This window comes from Tindallia texcoconensis (assembly GCF_055383815.1).
Map to the genome: position 1 here is coordinate 1,984,601 of NZ_AP042431.1, position 19,998 is coordinate 2,004,598.

Annotated in this window: 16 protein-coding genes and 1 riboswitch; of the genes, 10 read left to right on the top strand and 6 right to left on the bottom strand. The window is 40.6% G+C overall.

What is annotated here, in order from left to right; translation table 11 throughout:
• Positions 1-37: 37 nt before the first annotated feature.
• Together ACZ47N_RS08890 and ACZ47N_RS08895 are read right to left on the bottom strand one after the other, a co-directional pair.
• Positions 38-2,860, bottom strand: a complete 2,823-nt coding sequence (locus tag ACZ47N_RS08890) for a bifunctional diguanylate cyclase/phosphodiesterase (RefSeq protein ID WP_464886196.1) — start codon at positions 2,858-2,860, stop codon at positions 38-40.
• Between the two features lie 62 nt (positions 2,861-2,922).
• Positions 2,923-4,965 (bottom strand): methyl-accepting chemotaxis protein, encoded by a 2,043-nt coding sequence (locus tag ACZ47N_RS08895; RefSeq protein ID WP_464886197.1) that lies wholly within the window; start codon positions 4,963-4,965, stop codon positions 2,923-2,925.
• A gap of 256 nt (positions 4,966-5,221) precedes the next feature.
• Between ACZ47N_RS08895 and ACZ47N_RS08900 the strand changes: the two genes are divergently transcribed.
• Entirely contained in the window at positions 5,222-6,271 is a 1,050-nt protein-coding gene (locus ACZ47N_RS08900) for a helix-turn-helix transcriptional regulator (protein ID WP_464886198.1), read from the top strand.
• Positions 6,272-6,340: 69 nt separating this feature from the next.
• Here the strand turns inward: ACZ47N_RS08900 and ACZ47N_RS08905 are convergent, their stop codons facing one another.
• Complete coding sequence (locus tag ACZ47N_RS08905) at positions 6,341-6,880, bottom strand: PDC sensor domain-containing protein (RefSeq protein ID WP_464886199.1); 540 nt, start codon at positions 6,878-6,880, stop codon at positions 6,341-6,343.
• 303 nt (positions 6,881-7,183) lie between these two features.
• Positions 7,184-7,358, top strand: a riboswitch (cobalamin riboswitch).
• 138 nt (positions 7,359-7,496) lie between these two features.
• On the opposite strand from ACZ47N_RS08905, the gene cbiQ reads away from it, so the two are divergent.
• From cbiQ to ACZ47N_RS08935, 6 genes are all read left to right on the top strand, one after another.
• Positions 7,497-8,258: a cobalt ECF transporter T component CbiQ gene (cbiQ, locus tag ACZ47N_RS08910; RefSeq protein ID WP_464886200.1), complete on the top strand. Its 762-nt coding sequence runs from the start codon at positions 7,497-7,499 to the stop codon at positions 8,256-8,258.
• The gene (locus ACZ47N_RS08915) at positions 8,246-9,037 is read left to right on the top strand and encodes an energy-coupling factor ABC transporter ATP-binding protein (RefSeq protein ID WP_464886201.1); all 792 of its coding nucleotides are present in this window, start codon (positions 8,246-8,248) and stop codon (positions 9,035-9,037) included. The genes cbiQ and ACZ47N_RS08915 overlap by 13 nt, the downstream gene beginning before the upstream one ends.
• 61 nt (positions 9,038-9,098) lie before the next feature.
• Positions 9,099-9,584: a hypothetical protein gene (locus tag ACZ47N_RS08920; protein ID WP_464886202.1), complete on the top strand. Its 486-nt coding sequence runs from the start codon at positions 9,099-9,101 to the stop codon at positions 9,582-9,584.
• Between the two features lie 31 nt (positions 9,585-9,615).
• On the top strand, positions 9,616-10,221 hold the full coding sequence (locus ACZ47N_RS08925; RefSeq protein ID WP_464886203.1) for a CbiM family transporter: 606 nt from the start codon (positions 9,616-9,618) through the stop codon (positions 10,219-10,221).
• Positions 10,222-10,243: 22 nt separating this feature from the next.
• Positions 10,244-10,660 carry a hypothetical protein gene (locus ACZ47N_RS08930; RefSeq protein WP_464886204.1) on the top strand — a complete coding sequence of 139 codons (417 nt, stop codon included), beginning with the start codon at positions 10,244-10,246 and terminating at the stop codon, positions 10,658-10,660.
• Positions 10,661-10,790: 130 nt separating this feature from the next.
• Complete coding sequence (locus ACZ47N_RS08935) at positions 10,791-11,261, top strand: hypothetical protein (protein WP_464886205.1); 471 nt, start codon at positions 10,791-10,793, stop codon at positions 11,259-11,261.
• 10 nt (positions 11,262-11,271) lie between these two features.
• Here ACZ47N_RS08935 and ACZ47N_RS08940 read toward each other — a convergent pair whose 3' ends face one another.
• The 3 genes from ACZ47N_RS08940 to pflB are packed head-to-tail and all read right to left on the bottom strand — an operon-like array spanning position 11,272 to position 14,990.
• Complete coding sequence (locus ACZ47N_RS08940) at positions 11,272-11,994, bottom strand: Crp/Fnr family transcriptional regulator (protein ID WP_464886206.1); 723 nt, start codon at positions 11,992-11,994, stop codon at positions 11,272-11,274.
• Positions 11,940-12,740 carry a pyruvate formate-lyase-activating protein gene (gene pflA / locus ACZ47N_RS08945; protein ID WP_464886207.1) on the bottom strand — a complete coding sequence of 267 codons (801 nt, stop codon included), beginning with the start codon at positions 12,738-12,740 and terminating at the stop codon, positions 11,940-11,942. Before pflA ends, ACZ47N_RS08940 begins: the two co-directional genes overlap by 55 nt.
• A 3-nt stretch (positions 12,741-12,743) precedes the next feature.
• Entirely contained in the window at positions 12,744-14,990 is a 2,247-nt protein-coding gene (gene pflB, locus ACZ47N_RS08950) for a formate C-acetyltransferase (protein WP_464886208.1), read from the bottom strand.
• A 712-nt stretch (positions 14,991-15,702) separates the two neighbouring features.
• Here pflB and ACZ47N_RS08955 point away from each other — a divergent pair.
• The 3 genes from ACZ47N_RS08955 (at position 15,703) to ACZ47N_RS08965 (ending at position 19,976) form a co-directional block, all read left to right on the top strand.
• Positions 15,703-16,647, top strand: coding sequence for a hypothetical protein (locus ACZ47N_RS08955; RefSeq protein WP_464886209.1), 945 nt, complete (start codon positions 15,703-15,705; stop codon positions 16,645-16,647).
• Positions 16,648-16,830: 183 nt separating this feature from the next.
• Entirely contained in the window at positions 16,831-18,960 is a 2,130-nt protein-coding gene (locus ACZ47N_RS08960) for an ATP-binding protein (protein WP_464886210.1), read from the top strand.
• 110 nt (positions 18,961-19,070) lie between these two features.
• Entirely contained in the window at positions 19,071-19,976 is a 906-nt protein-coding gene (locus ACZ47N_RS08965; RefSeq protein ID WP_464886211.1) for an SIR2 family protein, read from the top strand.
• The last annotated feature ends 22 nt before the right edge of the window (positions 19,977-19,998 follow it).

Sequence of the window (19,998 nt, forward strand, 5' to 3'; positions counted from 1 at the left end):
GTACCCTTTATGAAAGAGTTGAAAACAATAAAATAGATTACTTCTTACTTTTCAATTTTTGGAGTACTTCCTCTTTCCCTAGAGGTTTAGAATAATAATATCCTTGGGCGATGTGGCAACCTTCTGCGATTAAAAAAGAATTTTGAGCTTCTGTTTCCACGCCTTCAGCTACAACTTCCATTTCCAGGGATTCTGCCAGTTCGATAATGATTTTAGCAATGGTGCCATCATCATCCCTGGGAATATCTTTGACAAAAGAGCGGTCAATTTTGATTTTATCTACCTTAAATTTCTGTAAATAGGAAAGAGAAGAATAGCCTGTACCAAAATCATCGATGGAAACTTTAATGGATTTACTCCGCAGTTCTTCTAAGAGCTTGGTTCCTTCTTTTTCGTTGTTCATCAAGAGGCTTTCTGTGATTTCCAATTCGATGTATTTGGGAGAGACACCAGTTTCCTCCATTATTTTTTCCAGTATTTGAATCAAGTAGGGATAGGTAAACTGCATGACAGATAAATTGATGCTGACGGTAATGGGAAGCTGTTCTTGCTGAAGAATGCGGGCAAAACTGCAGGCTTCTTTGAAAATCCATTCTCCAAGAGGTAAGATCAGCTCCGTTTCTTCTGCCAGAGGAATAAAGATATCTGGTGGCGTCTTTCCGTCCTGGTTTTTCCAGCGAACCAGCGCCTCTAACCCTACCCATTGATTGGTGTGCATATTGATGAGCGGCTGGTACTCCAAATGAAATTCTTTGTTCTCTAGGGCTTCAGAGAGTTTGTTTCGCAATTCAAATCGCTGAATAGAACGTCGATTTAATGTTTCGTTAAAAAATTGAACCCATTCCGAACCCATTTCCTTAGCGTGATTCAAGGCAGAAGTAGCGCCGGTGATGAGACCACTATAGTGTTTTGCGTCATCTGGATAGATAGCAACGCCTATGGCAACTTTGAGTTCTACTGTTTCATCGCCGATCCAGAACCGTTTTTGCAGTTCATCGCTAAGGCCTTTGACACGTCGAAACAACTGCTCCTTTTGATCTGCCTCGCTGATGAACAAAGCGAATTCATCTCCGCCTACTCGCCCGAGGATATGGGTTTTGTGGGTGCTTTTTTTCAAATGGTCTGCAACTTTAATTAAAACTTGATTGGCGTAATGATGGCCTCGTGCTTCATTAATGTGTCGGAATTCTCGAATGTTAATCAGTAGATAGGCGAAGGATTGATCAGGGTATTCCTGAAGGGTTTCGATGATTTTGTTTTCTAGGTAGGAAGTAGTATATAGTTGGGTCAAGGGGTCTATATTCTGAAGCTGAAAAATAGCCTTAGCCTGTTTTTGTTCTTCGGTGATATCTACTAGGTACCCTAAGTAGTAAACGGTGTTCATAAACCATAGGGACTCGATCCCCAGATGAAACAGAATTGGATCAGACTCTGATTGGTGCTTCAAGGTCACTTGAGCTTGGTATAGTCCATGACTTGTCTTAGACGGCAATTTTTTGGCATCGATATTAAAAAAGGTTTGGAGAATTTCTTGGCTTTCTAATGTATCTGGTGATTGCTGAAGGGTCTTAAAAAAAGCATCATTGCCATAAAGAAGGGTTCCTTCTTGGGTTAAAATAAAAGTGGATTCCTGGGTGCCGGCTAAGAGTTGTAGAATGAGTTCTAGTCTTTGCTGGATTGTTTTTCGGTGTTCTGTCTCGTCAATCAATTCTTCGTTTTGTGCCTGCAATTCTTCTGTGTATTGGCTGATGGTATGGCTCATATCGTGAAGTCCGCGTACTAGATGGCCTAGTTCATCTTTTCTCTGATAATAGGTGGATGGAAAGGACATCATATGTTTTTCGTGTTCATATTGGTTGATTTGTTCTGTGATGGTAGTAATAGGCTTGGACAGCCGGTTACTAATCCATAAAGCCATGAATACCGCCAGGCCCATGATCCCAGACATAAGCAGATAATAGCGGGATTGCAGCGCTTGAAGCGGAGCCATCACTTCTTCCTTTGGCATCATTAAAACCACTTGCCAAGGGAGATTCTCCAGGGAAGTATTGGCAAAATACCAGAGTTCATCTTCCTTATGAAATTGCCTCACAGCAGGAGGCTCAATGAGTGCAGCAGCAAAGGAGTTAGGGTAAAAGGCTTCTAAATCATACTGACCTGGCATGGATAATACTGGTAGATCAGGATGGTAAATAACTTCTTCCTCATGAGAGGCAATGAGGGCATAGCCATGGGACCCTATCTGAAAAGAATCCATTAGGCTATAGAGGCTTTTGATTTCCACATTAAGGGCCATTGCGCCCAGTGCTTTGTCCTGGTCACGGATGACTCTAGCAATAGAAACGATCATTTCGCCAGTAACAAAGTCTAAATAAGGTGAGGTAATGACTGTCTCCAGAGAGGCAAGGCTTTCTTGATACCATTCTCGGCTTTGGAGATCATATTGAGGACGAATAAAGTAATGATACCGGTCTGTAATTAAATCGTTGGCATCAGCCAAGCCTAAGATTACCAAAGAAATATGGGGCCTTTGTCTTTGGAGGGATTGAAGCTGTTGAACTACCTGTTGATAGAGGGGGTGATCCCTCTTGGCATAGCCATCCTCCACTTCCTGTAAGATAGTGAGAAAATCCTGGTTGGTGGTCATGGTATCCACCATGACCAGGTATTCCTTAAACCAGGCATCTAGGTCCTTTTGAAGATTGGTAACCTCTGTCATGAGGCGGTGGTAGTTTTCTTCACGCAGATGTTCTGCTGCTTGTTGTTTCAAAACGGCTCCTGCAGACCACAGAAAACCCAGCAATAACACCATCATTAATAAGGCTATTTTTCTTGAAATTCTAGTTTGGAACCACTTCATGTTACCACCACCTCGGGGGTATTTTAAGTTGTTAATGGTAGAATATAGGTTCGGAGATTGAACTAATGAACTTTAAAGTGATTAATACTTTCCTGCATGCCTTCTGCTAAGGTGACAAGATCATGGCTGCCATCAGAAATGCCGTTTATCGTTTCAGATTGTCCTGTTACAGAGGCCGTAGCTTCTTCTGTGCTGGCGGCGTTTTCTTCGGCAATGGCCGACAAGTTTTCTATTACGAGGACGATCTCATTTCGTTTATCCCCTATGGCAGTACTGGATTGATTTAAATCTTCCATGATAGAGAGCATTTCTTTTAAAGCCTCTGAAATGCCATCGAAATTAGTATTCGTAGACTGAACCCCTTGGGTTTGTTGTTGGCTTAACTGGCTAATTTCATCCATTTTTTCGACGGCATGGGAGGTGATTTGATTCAGGGTAGTGATAATGTGATTAATTTCTTCTGTAAATGAATTGGAGTCTTCAGCAAGCTTTCTGATTTCTTCTGCTACCACCGCAAATCCTTTGCCTGCTTCTCCAGCTCGTGCTGCTTCAATACTAGCATTCAAGGCTAATAGATTGGTTTGTTCAGCAATGCTTTTAATACTGGTACTTTTTATCTGGATTTCTTTAGCGCTTTCGTTTGTCCGAGTAATAATATCTTGGATTTCTTGAGCAGCTGAATTACTAGAGGCTGTTTGCTCTACTAATTGAGAGACGGTCTTCACGCCTTGTTCTTTCATTTGATTTATTTTTTCCGCCGCCTGATTTAATCGACTTCGATGTTGATTATCGGATTCGATCAACTGGCTGATTTCCTGGATATGTTGAGAACCGCTGGAAGTGTCGTGGGCTTGGCTTTCTGCTCCTTTGGCAATTTCTTCAATGGCACCAGCTACCTGGGATGCGGCTCCAGAAGCTTCTTCGGTGGAGGCCGTTAACTCTTCGGAGGATGCGGCCAATTGATCGGCTCGATCCATAATATCGCTGATTAGGGTTACCAAGTTTTCACGCATTTCTTGAAGTGCCTTGTTAATTTGGCCAATTTCATCAGAGGAATTGGTATCAAAAGCAACCATCAAATTTCCTTGGCTCAAGCTCTTCACGCCCTCGAGGGTTTGAGGAACCGATTTAAGAGAGCGTTTAACGGAAAAGACCATGGCTAAAAGCAGCAAAACAATGGTTCCCACCAACATCCCTTGGTTTACAGTCATAAAGGCCCTCACGGGAGCCATGACCTCATTGCGTGGAATCATAGTGGCTACAGACCATCCTACAGATTCTACAGGTGTATAGAATATCATTCGTTGGGTTCCGTTAAATTCATATTCTGCAAATCCAGATTCCCCAGCCACCATGTGTGTGCCTGCCTGTCCTAGAGCCCCTTCCATATCAAGGATATTGCTTTCCATAATCATAGTTTCATCCGGGTGGTAAACCGTTAGCCCTTCATGGTCTACCAAAAAAGCATACCCGGTATCACCCATTTGGTATTCTCCCATAATATTTTGAATTTGATCAATGTAGATGTCAATGGATACGCTGCCTAAGTCCCGGGATCCTTGCATAACAGGAGCCGCCGCTGTAACGACTAATCCACCAGTTACAGCATCCAGATAAGGAGCGGATACATAAGGACCACCTGCGCTAAGGGTCTCCTGATACCATCCTCGGCCCCTTAATACATAGTCTGGCGCAGAATCGTAGTCATACACGTCAGCAAAAAGGTCGCTGGCTTCTGCCAGACCTAAAAAAACAAAACCTATAGTGTCGTCCATTTCATTAATAGCCACCAACTGTTGGTGCACGCGCTGGGTAAGGGGATGTTCTCTTTTCATGTCTCGAGTGGTGACATCCCTCATGTACTCTACAAAATCTTGGTTGGTTTCCATTTGCTCAACAATGGTTAGGTATCGATTCATAAAGTTATCTAATTCGGATGCAATATGAGCCGCATCCCCTTGCATTTGTTCTCTGATTTGTGCTTCGAAAAAATGGCTCACCTGTCGGTTCAGTGTAACGCCATAGACACCGAAGGTGACCAAAATCACTACCAATAGAATAGCCACTAGCTTTCTTGCCAGTCCTGATTTAATCCAATTCATCATATGACTTCCTCCCCTTTCTGATAATGGATAAGGTAAAAGTGAAATAAGATCTTATCCAAAGAGACCTTCAAAGTACTAGCAATGGATATAGGATTTATTACCCAAATTCAAGGAGGAAAAACCTAAAAATTCAGATAACTATATAAGGGAGTAGATTTAATGGGATTCAATGAGTGACATTGCCCTAGAGCGGGTAAAGGATTATAATGAACTATAAAGAATAATTTGAAATTTAGAGAAACAAGAAAGGAACCCTATGATTATTCGATGTGGTATTATTGGACATGCCTATGATAGTTGGATGGACGAGTGGTTTTCCCATTATAAAAGTGTTGTCTTTAAGAGAAGTTATATGGATTTTTCTAGCGATGAAATGGAGGATGCGTATTGTAAACGTCTTGCCAATCGCTATGATTTAATTATGATGGAAGAAGAAGTCTACTTTTCTGTGGAGCCACAGTACCGATGGTTTCTGGCGGCGAATAGCACCTTGATTATTTCTGGAAATACCATGGATTACAAACGTGTCAGAAGGGTATTTCTAGATGGCTGTTTTGATTATATAGAAGAAACCATGGATTCCTCAGAGTTGCAAGCATTGATCATGCGTTTATCAGAGCATTTTCTTCAAGATGAGCGAAAAAGGATTCAATTGGCAAAGGCCATTGCAGAAGAAATAGCGGCGGTGTATCCTAAAACGGAAAAACTATTTTTAGAATATTGGACGCAAATAGATGCTCAAAAGCAAGGGGCGGAGTATCATCAAAATGATTACGCTAAAGCCATGGAGAGATTGATTGAGTTTTTGCCTTTGAAGCCAATACGCTTGCCCTTAATAGACTTGGCTCAAGGGGCAGCAGAATGGATTTGTCAGGCAGCGTACTCTCAGGAGCGTTTTATGGCGACGATGATTTTTATTCAGCAATCATACCGGGATGTGTTTCTTCCTCACTGTAAACACCCTTTGGTGCGTCGTGCCATAGAATTGTATCTAGATGAACAGTTTGATGTGGAAACTGTGCAGGATCTTGCGGATCATCTCTATGTAAATCGAAGTTATTTAAGCAAAACCTTTATTGCGGAGAGTCAGACGGACTTAACGAGGTATATGATGCGTACTAAGATGTACGGTGCCCGATTATTATTATTAGACCCTAGGTTAAGCGTTTATGACGTGATGGAGTACCTTCGATATACGGATTATGGACACTTTAGAAAAATCTTTAAAAAATATACTGGCATTACTCCCAGTGAATATGTGGCTACTTTTCGAGAACGATTTTCCGTAGAAGTAGCACAAAAATAAATCCGCCGGCGGGAAGCATTTCCTTGCAGGCGGATTTTATTCTGGGTGTAGGGGGCTGAGGACCGTTTTTTAATTGGCTCTTCTGGAGGCGAAAAGAACGCCTGCTAAATTATCCTTAAGATAAACAGGAGTGGCATAAACAACAATGGATTCTCCTGATTCTTTGCTAACTAAAACATCTGAAACATTAGGCTCTCCAGCCAAGGCATTTTGGAAATACTGGCGGTCTGCTACATCGAATGCGGTTCCCTGTTGATCCAGGGCAAGGGCTTGTCCCTTCAAGTCAGCAAATCGAAAGCCGATGTATCCAGCTTTTTGAGCTTCTGCTTCAAAGAAAGCCATTTTCTCTTCGTGTGGAACCTGATCATCCAACACAATTGGATGTACAGATACAGCATTTAAATAAACTAGTTCTGCGGCATCGAAGGAAGAAATAGGAACTCGCTGTGTTTCATTGGAAACCGTGGCTTGACCATGGGCCTGACTAGTAAGGTTTACGTTAAGGGTTTCACCGATGGATGCACCCAGGCTGGTGGTTGTCATGATGACAGCCAACCCTAAAATAGCAGCAGTGGATAGTAAAGTTGATTTTGTGTTCATTAATTTCATTGAAAACACTCCTTTTCGAATTAGATTCATGGTAAACAGTAGGGGATTCGTCGGATTCACCTCATTTCGGATCTATTGTTATTTCCGAGAGTTTGATTTTCCTAACCGCTAAGGTGACGTGAAACGTCTTTATTGGCGGCCTCATACCACTTATGATTCTACAGGTTTAAAAAAGTTTTACCATGGGTTTTTGTTGGGGCTCATAGAGGGTTTTGTTGGCAGTGAACCAGGACCTTACGCCCCATTGGGTTGACATAGAAAAACTTTAGTGTCATAATCATTATGAAGTAAGTATCCAAAATAATTTCATAGATCCATTCAGGTGCCCGTAAGGGAGAATAGGGAAATCGGTGAGAGTCCGATGCGATCCCGTCACTGTAAGCAGGAACCAACCTCGCAATACCACTGGCCTTAAGCCGGGAAGGAGAGGAAGGTGAGGACTGCAAGCCAGGAGACCTGCCTGAATGCTGATGCGTTACCCTTCGAGTGAAAGGGCTGGTCGCGATCCATGCACTTGCTTTCTATTTAGTGTGAGACAAGTGTTTTTGTGTGGACAATTCCGGTACTTCATGGCGAAGTCCGGAATTATTTTTTGAAAAAAAGGAGTTTAATACCCATGGGCGGCCACCACTCTTCAGCATCAAGGTTTAAAAAAGAAGATTTTAATGCAGCAAAAAACCTATGGAATCCACGTACCAAGTTGATAGCTGGTTTGATTTATGTATTTGGAGTGATTAGTTTAGGCGATGTAGGACTTCTAGTGGTAGCTTTGGTTTTTGCAGCTTTTTATGCACTCTGGGCTGGACTTTCTGGCCTTCAGTTGCTAAAAAAATTATCCGTGCTCATGCCTTTTTTGGCGCTGATGAGCCTTCCTCTTATTTTTAGTGGAGGAATTCCTCCGGCAGCGGATCGGATTGAATTTGCGGCTCTGATTGTGCTGAAAGCATTAACCGCCATGACCTTCACCCTATCAGTTTTCATCAATCAGCCTATCGAAGAAATGCTAGAAGCTATGGAACACCTTAAAATGCCAAAAGTGATTACCACCACCATTTATCTGGCTTATCGGTATGGATTTCTCTTTATTCAGGATGTGCAGACAACCATGAGAGCTCTGAAATCCAGACTATTTCAAGCCCAAGCCAGCCGATACTCCCTTGGTATCTATGGAGAAGTATTTGGGGGATTGTTCATTAAATCCATTAATCGTTCAGAAACAGTGTATCGAGCCATGGTATCTCGGAGTTTTCAAGGGCAAATTCCCATTGGGAAGCCACGAAACATCACGGCTGCGGACTGGATACGGGCTAGCATTCCTATTGTATTCATGATCGCATTAATCAGTATAGACCAGGGGGTGCTTTTATGTTTGCCATAGAAACCGTTGGCTTAAGCTATGTTTATCCAGATAAAACACCAGCCTTTCAGGATATTAATTTGCAGATCAAAGAGAAGAAAAAAACTGCTATCCTAGGGGTGAATGGCAGCGGAAAAACCACCCTTATTTACCATTTGAACGGTGTTATTCCAGCCCAACAAGGACACGTAATCCTCCAAGGAGTATCTGTTGAAAAGAAGCATATGCAAGAAGTACGAAAAAAAGTGGGATTGCTTTTTGATAATCCAGATGATCAGCTTTTCTCTACGACCATCTTAAATGATATCGCCTTTGGACCTAGAAACTTAAAATTGGATGCAGAAACAGTTCATCAAAGAGCCATGGAATCTATGAGTCGAGTGGGTATCGAAGACCTAGCAGAAAGACCACCCTATAGCTTGAGTCTGGGTCAAAAAAAGCGGGCCGCCATTGCTGGTTTATTAGCAATGAAACCAGAAATACTGGCTTTTGATGAACCTTTTTCCGGCTTGGATCCTGAAGCAGCGGTTCACTTTAGAGAGATCTTAGATCAATTGGTGCAAGAGGGTGCTACCTTGGTATACAGCACCCACGATGTGGATGTGGCCTATGGATGGGCAGATGAAGTGGTGATTATGAAAAGTGGAAACATACTAGATTGTGGAGGATATGATTTGCTGCGGAATGAAGCGGTTCTCCAGGAAGCTTCTTTGCCTATGCCAACCTTAGCAAAACTATTTGGGCATTGGGAGAAACCACCACGAACCGTGGAAGAAGCACAAAAACGCTTTGTGCTTTAAAGAGATGTTGAGCATGGAAAATGCTTAATATAAACTAAAAAAAGAAAGAGGAGGATGTAGGATGAAAGGAACAAAGAAAAGTATCTTTATAGGGGTTGTTTTATTCGTAGGGCTCCTTATGTTTACAGGTTGCTCTGGAGAGACAGAAGCAACAACAGTGGAAGAACCAGTAGTAGAGGTGGAGCAAGAAGTGGTTGAAGGCATTAATGTTTTTGAAATTATTGATCGAAGAGAAGATGCAGTTGTTGCAGACATGCACGACGACCATTGGCATGGAAGTCTTCCTGAAATCCCACTAGGAGAAAACATTTCTCTAGGCGCTTATATTGAAGAAAATGGGGAAGAAGAAGTTTTGGATGGAGAGCATCATGCATTAGGCGTTGCACTGGCAGAAGGTGCCGAAGAAGGGATTGTAAGCATTGACCTTCATGGCGACCATGCTCATATTACTGGAGAACAAGAAGGTACTACTCAGGTAGTATTCCAGTTTATCCACGATGGAGAGATAGAATTTGTTACGCCTGCAATAGAAGTACACGTGCAATAGAAAGGTATAGAGACAGAAAGAGGTTGATGAAATGCATATTTCTGATGGAGTCTTAAATACACCTGTGGCGGTAGGAACTACCGCCATTACGGCGATTACCCTGGCCTATGCGGTGAAGGGAATGAAAGAGGAAGAAATACCGAAAACCAGCTTGATGGCCGGCGCTTTTTTTGCCGTAGCGCTGATCAGTATTCCTATTGGTCCCTCTACCATTCACCCGCTTTTTTCTGGCCTGATGGGAGTCATGCTAGGGAGAAGAGCCCCCTTGGCTATTTTTGTTGGACTGTTGTTACAGGCAGTTCTTTTCCAGCATGGTGGATTAACTTCTCTAGGTGCTAATACACTAATGCTGTCGGTTCCAGCACTCTTATCTTATAAACTTTACCATAGGATGGCAAATTCTTCGGTATTTATAAGAGGTGCCATAGTAGGGGGCTTATCTGTGGCCATTACAGTGGTACTACTCATTATCTTATTATTTTTAACAGATGCACGCTTTGGTGAAGGCGCTATGTCTGTGATTAACCTTTTGGTGGTAGGACATATCCCCTTGGTATTGATTGAAGCAGTGGTAACCGGATCCGCCCTTCAACTAATACAAAAATCCAAACCAGAAATGCTAATACACCAAGCATAACATACACAAAGAGGTGATAAAAATGAAAAGGAAATTTTCTGTAATCTTAAGCATTGCCATGGTCATGGCCATTCTTTTTTCGTCTGTTTTCGTATTTGCCCATGCCATGATCATTGAAACCGTCGAAGAAGGGAAAGTTAAAGTTGTCTTTGATGACGGTTCACCAAACCGTCATGCAGAGGTTACGGTCTTCGATGAAGAGGAGAATGAGATTGCCCATGGAGAAGTAGATGAGGAAGGTTACTTTAGCTATGATCCAACAGGTGCAGTTCTTTTGGTAGCTCAGGACAACATGGGTCATCGGGCGGAATATGTAGTCGGGGAAGGCATGCGTCGTTCCTTGCCTCGTGTCCCCACTATTGGTGCAGCTTTGCTTATTTTTGCTCTTGTTGCCGTTGTTTTCCGGTATCGGTCGAAAAAACGAAGTGTCACCGAATAAGAAGTTTTATAAAAAAACACCCTAAGGAAAGCTAACTAGGGTGTTTTTTTATAAAGAAAACTCTTGCTGTTATGTCCTGGGCTATAATGGTAAAATGGTGGAAGCAGCATAAAAGCGAAGGAGGAAAAGGATGAGTACAATAAAGAGGAAACTCCTAATAGCAATGGTGGCAGCCTTGTTTTTGGTGGCTTGCGGAGGTGGTTCAGTGGTAGAAGAACCAGTCGTTACTGGTGCAAATGAAGAGACCAGTACCACTGCTTACGAGTTTCAGATCATCAACACTCAGGAACATGACGTAGTGGCATATGTTCATGGAGACCACTGGCACGGTGGAATTCCCTGGATTAAAGAAGGTGACAATGTGTTGTTGGCCGCCTATGTCGAAGATGCGGAAGGGAAGACCATGAATGTGGATGGAAGTCACTACACAGTGAATGCCAGCCTAAAGGAAGGATGTGAGGTGGTAAGTTTTCAATGCCATGGAGACTATTTTCATCTGGCAGGCGAAGCGGTGGGAGAAACACAAATCGTATTACAACTACTACAGGAAGACCAAGTCCTTTATGAAACGCCGTCCATTGCTGTTCGGGTCATCGAATAACAACGAAAAATTATTCTTCGTTCAAGATAGAACGCAGCGCCTCCAGGTCTTTAATAAGAACCTGCCGGGCGCTTTTTAATTGAATATAGCCTAGTTCATCAAACAAGTGAAGTTTTCGACTCATGGTTTCACGGGCGATGCCGGAATAACTGCCCATATCCTCTCGGCTCATGGTCAGTTTCAATAGTATTCCTTCCGAGGTATGGGTTCCGAAATCTGGCACCATATTAAGAAGAAGACCAGCCACCCGGGCATCCAGGCTGGAAGTGGATAACCGTTCAATAAGGGTTTCCAGCTTTCGGATTCGTTCGTAGGCTTTTTCAAAGACCTTGAGGGTGATCTCTGGATGTGAGAGGATAATGCGGTCAAACTCAGACTTAGACAACATACTGACCTGGCTGTTGGTTAAGGCTTCCGCCGTAGCGTCAAACCTGTTTTCCTTCAATAGATTAAAGGCACCGAAAAAATCGCCGCCTTTTAAAATATAGAGTATTTGCTCCCGTCCTTCAGGGGTATGGCTTACTAATTTGACTTTTCCACTGCAGACAATATAGAGCTGGTCGGCTTTCTCACCAGCTCGAAAGAGGATCTCTCCCTTTTGGAAAGTTTTAAAGGAAACACCAGTAGAAATCTTTGCGGCTTCTTCATCCGTAAGGCTGGATAGCAAAGGAATTTGGTTTAAGCAAGTGGTGCCCTCGCAAACTTCGCAGCGGCACTCTGGTGTTCTTGGCACAATAATAACCTCTCTTTCTCTTGGAAGGCTCTCAATCGATGCATTAATTGAGTCTCCCATAGTTCAGCCTGCTGAGGGTCCATTTCTGGGATGCCAGCCAGTGGATCCAGAATCCCCAGCTTTGAATATTTTTCAAGGCCCTTCTTATGATAAGGCAATAGCTGAACTTTTTCAACCGCTGGAAGCTGACAAGCAAGTTGAAAGAGATTTTCAAGATTTTCTTGGTGATCTGTAAATTCTGGAACTACCACATGGCGCAGCCAAACAGAACCGTGATAATTGGTTAATCGTTTCCAAAAAGCATCTCGGCCGCTGATGGGCTTTGCTGTCAGTTCCAAGTGGGTAGATTCATCCGTGGCTTTAATATCCATGAGAACACAGTCGGTTACGTCTAAAAGGGAATCCATCCAGCTTTCTGGTCCAAAACCGCAGGTGTCCATGGCGGTATGAAAGCCTTCCTGTTTAAGGAGTGCCAGAGCTTCATGCAAAAATTCGCTTTGCATAAGGGGTTCTCCCCCAGAAAAGGTGACACCTCCTCCAGTTTTTTTGTAATAAGGTTGGTATCGTTTGGCAATGCGAAGCACTTCTTCAGCAGACATGGCATGACCGCCACAACCGGACTGTGAGTCCGGATTGTGGCAGTATTTGCATTGGAGAGGACAGCCCTGCAGGAAAAAAACCGTTCGGATGCCAGGGCCATCCGTAAGTCCCAGGGTTTCCACAGAATGAATTTTTCCTAGTTTCATGGCTTACACCGCCTCATGGAAGGTTCGCTGAATCACTTCTTGCTGCTGTTCTTCTGTTAATCGGTTGAAGTGCACTGCATAACCAGAAACCCGAATGGTCAGGTTGGGATACTTTTGGGGATGTTTCATGGCATCTAGCAGTTTTTCTCGGGATAGGACGTTGATGTTCAGATGAAAGGCTCCCTGGGAGAAATAACCGTCTAGAATGCCAGCCAGATTTTGGTAACGAGTTTCGGAATCTTTTCCTAAGGTTTCCGGTGTGATGGAAAAAGTATTGGAAATACCATCTTGGCAAACATCTTTGTACTTCAGCTTAGCTACAGTGTTAAGAGATGCCAGAGCCCCCATTTGATCTCGGCCATGCATGGGGTTGGCGCCGGGTGCAAAGGCTTCACCTTTTTTTCGGCCATCTGGTGTGCTGCCGGTTTTCTTTCCGTAGACCACGTTGGAGGTAATGGTCAGAATGGACAGCGTATGCTCTGATTCACGATAAATGGGGTTGGATTTCAGCTCGTTGCTGAAGTACTCAATCACATCGACCGCCATCTGATCTACCCGATCATCATCGTTGCCATAGGCAGGGAAATCTCCCTCAATCACAAAGTCTTCTGCAATGCCAAAACGATTTCGGATAGGCTTCACCCGGGCATGTTTAATAGCACTAAGGGAATCCGCCACAATGGAAATACCAGCGGCGCCGAAGGCCATAAACCGGTGAACAAAGGTGTCATGAAGAGACATTAATCCAGCTTCGTAGGCATACTTATCATGCATATAATGAATGGTGCTCATGGTATCGGCATAGAGTCGAGCCAAATAGGTAAGGACTTTTTTGTAGTTTTCCATAACCTGATCATAATCCAGCACTTCCCCCTTTAGGGGCTCAATGCCTTCCACCAGTTTGTAAGGAGTTCCGTCGGCCTTGTACTTAAGTTCATCCATGCCACCATTTATGGCGTACAGCAAGGCTTTTGCCAGATTGGTTCTGGCGCCGAAGTACTGCATCTGTTTGCCAATGGCCATGGCAGATACGCAGCAGGCAATACCATAATCATCGCCATAAATTGAACGCATCAGCTCATCGTTTTCATATTGTAGAGCACCAGTTGTTTCCGATTGCTTCATGCAATATCGCTTAAAGGCTGCAGGTAGATTTTCATCCCACAGAATGGTCATATTTGGTTCTGGAGCAGGGCCTAAATTGGTTAAGGTATGCAGAAAACGGTAAGCCGTCTTGGTGACATGATGGCGGCCGTCTAGGCCAATACCGCCGATGGATTCCGTTACCCAGGTGGGATCGCCGGCAAATAAGGCATTGTAATCTGGTGTCCGAAGGTGGCGAACCATGCGAAGTTTAATCACCAGTTGATCAATTAGTTCTTGAGCTTCCACTTCTGTCAGGTTGCCTTCCTGCAGATCCCGCTGGATATAAATATCCAGAAAAGCCGTATTGCGTCCCAGAGACATAGCGGCTCCGTTGTTTTCCTTCACTCCTGCCAGATAAGCAAAGTAGAAGAATTGCACCGCTTCCCTAGCATTGGTTGCCGGCGCTGATAAATCCACGCCGTACTTGGAGGCCATGCTTTTGATAGCCTTAAGAGCACGAATTTGTTCACTTACTTCTTCCCGCAACCGAATTCTGCTTTCCGTGGCAGTTCCATCCAAAAGCTCCTTCTGATCTCGTTGTTTTTCGGCAATAAGAAAATCCACTCCATACAATGGAATACGCCGGTAATCGCCAATAATACGGCCACGTCCATAAGCATCCGGCAGCCCAGTGAGCAGACCGGCAGAACGAGCTTCCTTCATTTCCGTGGTATAGGCATCAAACACTCCCTGATTATGAGTTTTTCGTACCTGTTGAAATACTTCCGCCAACTCCGGATTCATCTCATATCCATAAGCATCCAAGGAATCCTGTACCATTCGATAGCCACCATAAGGATTGACAATCCGCTTCAGGGGTGCATCGCTTTGAAAACCAAGGATCACTTCGTTTTCCTGATCCATGTAACCAGGTTCAAAATTGTCTATGCCGGAAAAATGCTCTGTATCCACATCCAGCACACCTGCTTCAATCTCCTGTTGAATCAACTCATCTGCTTGGTTCCATAGCTTCTTGCTCTTTACAGAAGCTTCTTCTAAGAAATCTTCATTTCCGTCATAAGGTTCGTAATTTTGCTGAATAAAATCTCGGACATCCACCTGTTTTTGCCACTCGCCATTTTTAAAGAGCCTCCAAGGCTTCATGCGATCCACTCCTTTATCTGATTCATTGTATTTTATGGTTATAGCTTCAGTATACAGAAGAAAAAGAGAATTGACTGTGACGGCGAGCACAAATGGAAAAAGAAGTAAAAAGAGCGAAATACTTGCAAAATTCAAAAGGATTTTTGGGGCTGGTGTCGAAAGAGATGGGAGGGGAATTTAGTATAGGTTAGAGAGATTTGTGAAGGGAAAAGTATACTCCCTGGATAGTCTTTATTTTCCGGAAGCATAGGTGGTGAAAACTTTTTCAATTTCTTCGAAGAATAACATGATTTCTTGACGAATTTAAACAGTGAATGTTCTGTCCTTTCTCTGTGAGGTGTGGTTATTCTTATGGAAAAAGCTGATCATTTTTCAAGGTTTTTAGTCATATTTCAGTTTGTCTTGACGCATAAACCATTGACCTACGAAATACCAAGACCTAAAAAAGGGAATAAGCTTCCTGAAGTCTTGAATAATTGAAGAAGAGATTGCTCTTTTAAGCAAAGTGAACAACAGGAGTCTTAGAAAAATTCAGAGTCCGTTGGATAGGTTGTTGGAAGACAGAAGTACAATGGGTTTGTATTGCTAGTGATTACAGCAAGAAGTCGATATTAGCGAACCAAGGTTCGCAAATACCTATTGAAATGGAAGAGAAAGCGAACTGAGTGGCGGGAATAAGACGTTAGGCGAAATAAAAATTATGGAGGGCAGAATGAATAAAATATTAAAAGTCAATCAATGTGCGAGTTTTACAGACTTGGAAATCATTTTAGAAAATATTGATGAGAAAATTCTATTTGGTAGTGAACATGGGTTAAGGCATCCGAAGGCTATTTATACAGTATCCTCTACGAAGGTATATAAATCATTCAATAATTTTTTTGATGAATTCAATAAAGATAGTTATGATAAGAAGAAATTGTGTGATTGCCACAAAGAGATTACTGACGCTCTGATGGCATATTGTGATGACATTTATCATATTGCGAAATGTTTTACACCTAAAAGTGACAATACGAAAAATGATATATTTGCAGATAAATGGATTTCGAGAGTTTACTCAAAAGAAATTAAAGATTACAAGGAACGAATTTCACCATACAGAGAGAGAATTGCAAAAATAAATAACAGAATTAAGCATAACCATGGACGATATTCTATAGTAGAAATGAAACCCAATTATGGTAGTGTAATTGGCTATTTTATAGACGGTGTTGATCAAAGTGGCGCAATAGTTCCTTTTGAAGACATACATCCAAAACATGAGGGCAAACATACAGCCACGTCGTTTAATAAAGAAATCGCCGATTTTGTTTTATCATTTGTTATGATTTCAAATTTTGCTAAACGTCTGATTTACAGCATTGTGAAGAAAAAGCACGGAGTTGAATTGATAGAAAAGAATCCTGTTGAAAATAAAAATGGAAAAACTTTATATGAAATAATAAGCAAAGTATCAAAAATGAAAAAAATGTATTTTCCGAATGAATATAGTAACTTAGTTGAATTACATATTAAAGAGAAAGATATTGAGTTTGTAATGCCTGCTAGACAATCGTATGTTAAGAAGATTCCTCGAATTACTAGTGCTAAATTTTCAACAGAATTTGTAGCTGATGGAGTCAGTAGAACATGGGGATTGCCATACTTTGGGTAATTCTTACTTCGCCTAACAAAACATTTGCATAAAGGTGCTGGCAGCACGTTTTTCGGGCAGGTTCAGCACCACACCTTCTCACTGGGAGCGGAGCTCCGCTATGGGGTATTCCTATATGGTCCAGTTCGAAGGCGTTGCAAATGCAAAACGTTAGCTGAAATTATTCTAATAGGAGGAATCGAGATGAAGCTAAATATTAGACAAAGGGTAGCAACATTTATAATCTATTTAGTAGCATCGTATTTTTTGTTCGCTTTTATTACAGAGAATTGGTTAATTAAGACAGGAAATAATAGCGTTTGGTTTGTAAGTGTGGTGGCATATTTTTTATATTATCTATTTGTTACCTACTATTTTGTAAAACCACAAGATTCTTTAGCTACTTCAATTACGACATTTTTCATCTTAGTCACTTTAGATATAGCGGATGTTAGCTATAATGCTATAATTCTAAGAACCATAGGAATAGTTATTTCTCTAAGTATTATTATGATTTCAATTTTAAACATTACAATTCATAAATCAGAGAAATGGTTAAGGTTAAATAAAGTCACTTACAAAATTTGTCAATACATGGGTAATGGAGAAGTATTATTTTTACCAATTTTATTATTTTGCAGCCTAACTTTTACTAATATAGATGCTGTTGTTTGGTTGAATAGTTATTGGTTTTTCATAATCATGTCAAGACCAATTGAATTATTATTCATAATATTTGAAAAAGTTAATAAAAATCAGGAAGTATCAATTGGAAAGATAACAAGAGTTGATAGTCCAAATCTAGTGCGTGTAGAGTTGAACTACGGTTGCGAGTGGGAACATGATAATTATATTTCGCAACTTCCGAATGAAAAATGGATTAGAATTATGCCGGTGGATAAGCAATTTCATAGTAATAAATTGTTGGGGACAGGAATATATTGCGAGTGCCCTAAACCAGATGACAGCTACATTATTAATATGAATATGTTAGGAGAAGTATGCAGAGCAACTGATAGAAAAGAAGTTGCTGAAATAATCCTCGGTGAGAAGACAAAAGACATAGATTATTTAGGTTTTATTATAGAAAATTCAAGTATTTCTACTGTGAATATTGAAATTACAAATGATGTTGATGTTGAAGAGGGTTATATTCTATTTGTAAAGCAACGGAATTGTTGTATTTACTATCAAATAATTGATGGCATTACAACTGAGGAAGTATTTGCTAACAATCCTAAAGGAAAGACAATTATTAGAGCGTTTCAGTTAGGGGTGTACTCTAATACAAACGGATTTAGTAAGTATTCGTGGGTTCCAGCTATGAACACACCTGTATTTCTAGTGAAAAACCCCAATAGCGCAAGACAAGAGCTTCAAACTAATGAAATAGGAATTATACCAAATTCTAATATGAGGATAAAAGTAGATTTAGATGATTTGGTTACATATCATTCTGCAATATTAGGTGTTACAGGAACTGGCAAAACGGAGTTAGCTTTCGACATAATCAAGAAGAATATTAACAGAGGAGTAAAGGTGTTTTGTGCTGATTTTACAGGTGATTATAAGGTTAGGTTAAAAGACCTTGAACCAACGATAATTAGTCTTAAAGAATCAACTTGTGAGGAACTGAAAGGACTTATCGAAAATGTTGAAACTGGTAAGTATGGTGGTAGCGATGAAAAGAAGAAACTTAATCAATATTTATCAAAATTAGGTCCGTTTATTTATAAACAAGTAATTGATTACATTGATTCATCTAGCAATTTAGCGATTATTGAATTACCTGAGATTTCAAATACTAGAGCATCATTAAAAATTACTGAAATGTATTTATCAAGTTTATTTAATTGGGCTAAAAATAATCGGAATTCAAAAATCATACAAATTGTGCTGGAAGAGGCTCATACAATCATTCCAGAAAATAATATGTTTAAATATGATAAAGTTGATACTGACTCAGTAATTGGTCGGTTATCTCAAATTGCTTTACAGGGGAGAAAATATGATGTTGGATTAATGTTGATTTCTCAAAGAACTGCATTGGTTAGCAAGACTATACTATCTCAGTGCAATACTTTCTTTACGTTTAATCTAATAGATAAAACAAGTTTAGATTTTTTAAGTAACGTATATAGTAATGACCATGTTGACACAATAAAGAATTTAAAAAAGCTACAACTGCTGACTTGTGGAAAAGCCATTAAAAGTGAAAACCCCGTGATAGTTGAAATACCATATGATACTAAAAAAGAGGAAGCAAGTAGAAATATAAGTAATAAAGAAGTTGTGAATACTGAAGAAACTGTGGCAACGAATAACATCAGCTAACAGAGGCTTATCAACATCGGTAAGAGGGGTTTTGCAGGAAAGTCCGACGTCGCTAAGCCTCGAGACGTTAGAAGAAATTTTTAAGTCAAAATAGATATGGAGGTTATAATATGAAAAATACAGTACTAATTGGCAACGGTTTTAATAGATGTGAAAAATCAAATAAATCTTGGGATGATTTACTTATCTCTTTATCTTCAGAATATGGAATTAGAATTAATGATGAAATAAAGCAGAATTTATATACCTTCTTTTATGAAAGAGTTGTATTATCCTCAAATCATAATGACGAATTGCGTGCGAAAGAAGAAGATATTAAAAAGAAAATTGCAGCTGAAATGGAGAAAATGGTTTCAAGTGACTTGTATGATAAATTACATGAGTTGAAAATAGATAATTACATAACAACTAATTATGACTATTGTATTGAGAATACTTTAAAACTAAAAAAATTTGAAAAGAAAAATAATGATGCGAGCGAAAATATTTACAGTATAAGAAGAAATATAGAGTTTGAAAATAACTCTGGAGAACAACGTAAAATTTGGCATGCTCATGGTGAAATAAGTTATCCTAGAACTATTATGCTTGGATTAGATCATTATTGTGGTTCTATTGCAAAAATGGATTCCTATGTAAAAGGAACTTATTCATTTAAAAACAATGGTAAGGATGTAAGAACTGAGAGTATTCTTTACAAGCTAAAGTCTAGGGAAGCTGAGTATGATAATTTTTCGTGGATTGAACTCTTTTTCAATTCTAATGTTCATATAGTAGGATTTGGACTAGATTATTCAGAAACGGATATATGGTGGATACTAAATAGACGGGCAAGAATCATAAAAGAACTGAAAATGAAATCAGAAAATATTATTTACTACTATGGAAGAATTGATAAGACCAAAGCCAATTTATTGAAAGATTTTGAGGTTGAATATATAGAAGTTGAATTAAAAGACAAATCTTATTATGAACAAAATTTGAAAATACTTAAAGAGGTCACAAAACGAATATGAAACTTAAAAACTACTTCTAACA

What these genes read in the sequence shown, in the direction of transcription:
- ACZ47N_RS08890 (WP_464886196.1), bottom strand. Translation starts at nt 2,860, where the DNA reads ATGAAGTGGTTCCAAACTAGAATTTCAAGAAAAATAGCCTTATTAATG.
- ACZ47N_RS08895 (WP_464886197.1), bottom strand. Translation starts at nt 4,965, where the DNA reads ATGATGAATTGGATTAAATCAGGACTGGCAAGAAAGCTAGTGGCTATT.
- ACZ47N_RS08900 (WP_464886198.1), top strand. Translation starts at nt 5,222, where the DNA reads ATGATTATTCGATGTGGTATTATTGGACATGCCTATGATAGTTGGATG.
- ACZ47N_RS08905 (WP_464886199.1), bottom strand. Translation starts at nt 6,880, where the DNA reads ATGAAATTAATGAACACAAAATCAACTTTACTATCCACTGCTGCTATT.
- cbiQ (WP_464886200.1), top strand. Translation starts at nt 7,497, where the DNA reads ATGGGCGGCCACCACTCTTCAGCATCAAGGTTTAAAAAAGAAGATTTT.
- ACZ47N_RS08915 (WP_464886201.1), top strand. Translation starts at nt 8,246, where the DNA reads ATGTTTGCCATAGAAACCGTTGGCTTAAGCTATGTTTATCCAGATAAA.
- ACZ47N_RS08920 (WP_464886202.1), top strand. Translation starts at nt 9,099, where the DNA reads ATGAAAGGAACAAAGAAAAGTATCTTTATAGGGGTTGTTTTATTCGTA.
- ACZ47N_RS08925 (WP_464886203.1), top strand. Translation starts at nt 9,616, where the DNA reads ATGCATATTTCTGATGGAGTCTTAAATACACCTGTGGCGGTAGGAACT.
- ACZ47N_RS08930 (WP_464886204.1), top strand. Translation starts at nt 10,244, where the DNA reads ATGAAAAGGAAATTTTCTGTAATCTTAAGCATTGCCATGGTCATGGCC.
- ACZ47N_RS08935 (WP_464886205.1), top strand. Translation starts at nt 10,791, where the DNA reads ATGAGTACAATAAAGAGGAAACTCCTAATAGCAATGGTGGCAGCCTTG.
- pflA (WP_464886207.1), bottom strand. Translation starts at nt 12,740, where the DNA reads ATGAAACTAGGAAAAATTCATTCTGTGGAAACCCTGGGACTTACGGAT.
- pflB (WP_464886208.1), bottom strand. Translation starts at nt 14,990, where the DNA reads ATGAAGCCTTGGAGGCTCTTTAAAAATGGCGAGTGGCAAAAACAGGTG.
- ACZ47N_RS08955 (WP_464886209.1), top strand. Translation starts at nt 15,703, where the DNA reads ATGAATAAAATATTAAAAGTCAATCAATGTGCGAGTTTTACAGACTTG.
- ACZ47N_RS08960 (WP_464886210.1), top strand. Translation starts at nt 16,831, where the DNA reads ATGAAGCTAAATATTAGACAAAGGGTAGCAACATTTATAATCTATTTA.
- ACZ47N_RS08965 (WP_464886211.1), top strand. Translation starts at nt 19,071, where the DNA reads ATGAAAAATACAGTACTAATTGGCAACGGTTTTAATAGATGTGAAAAA.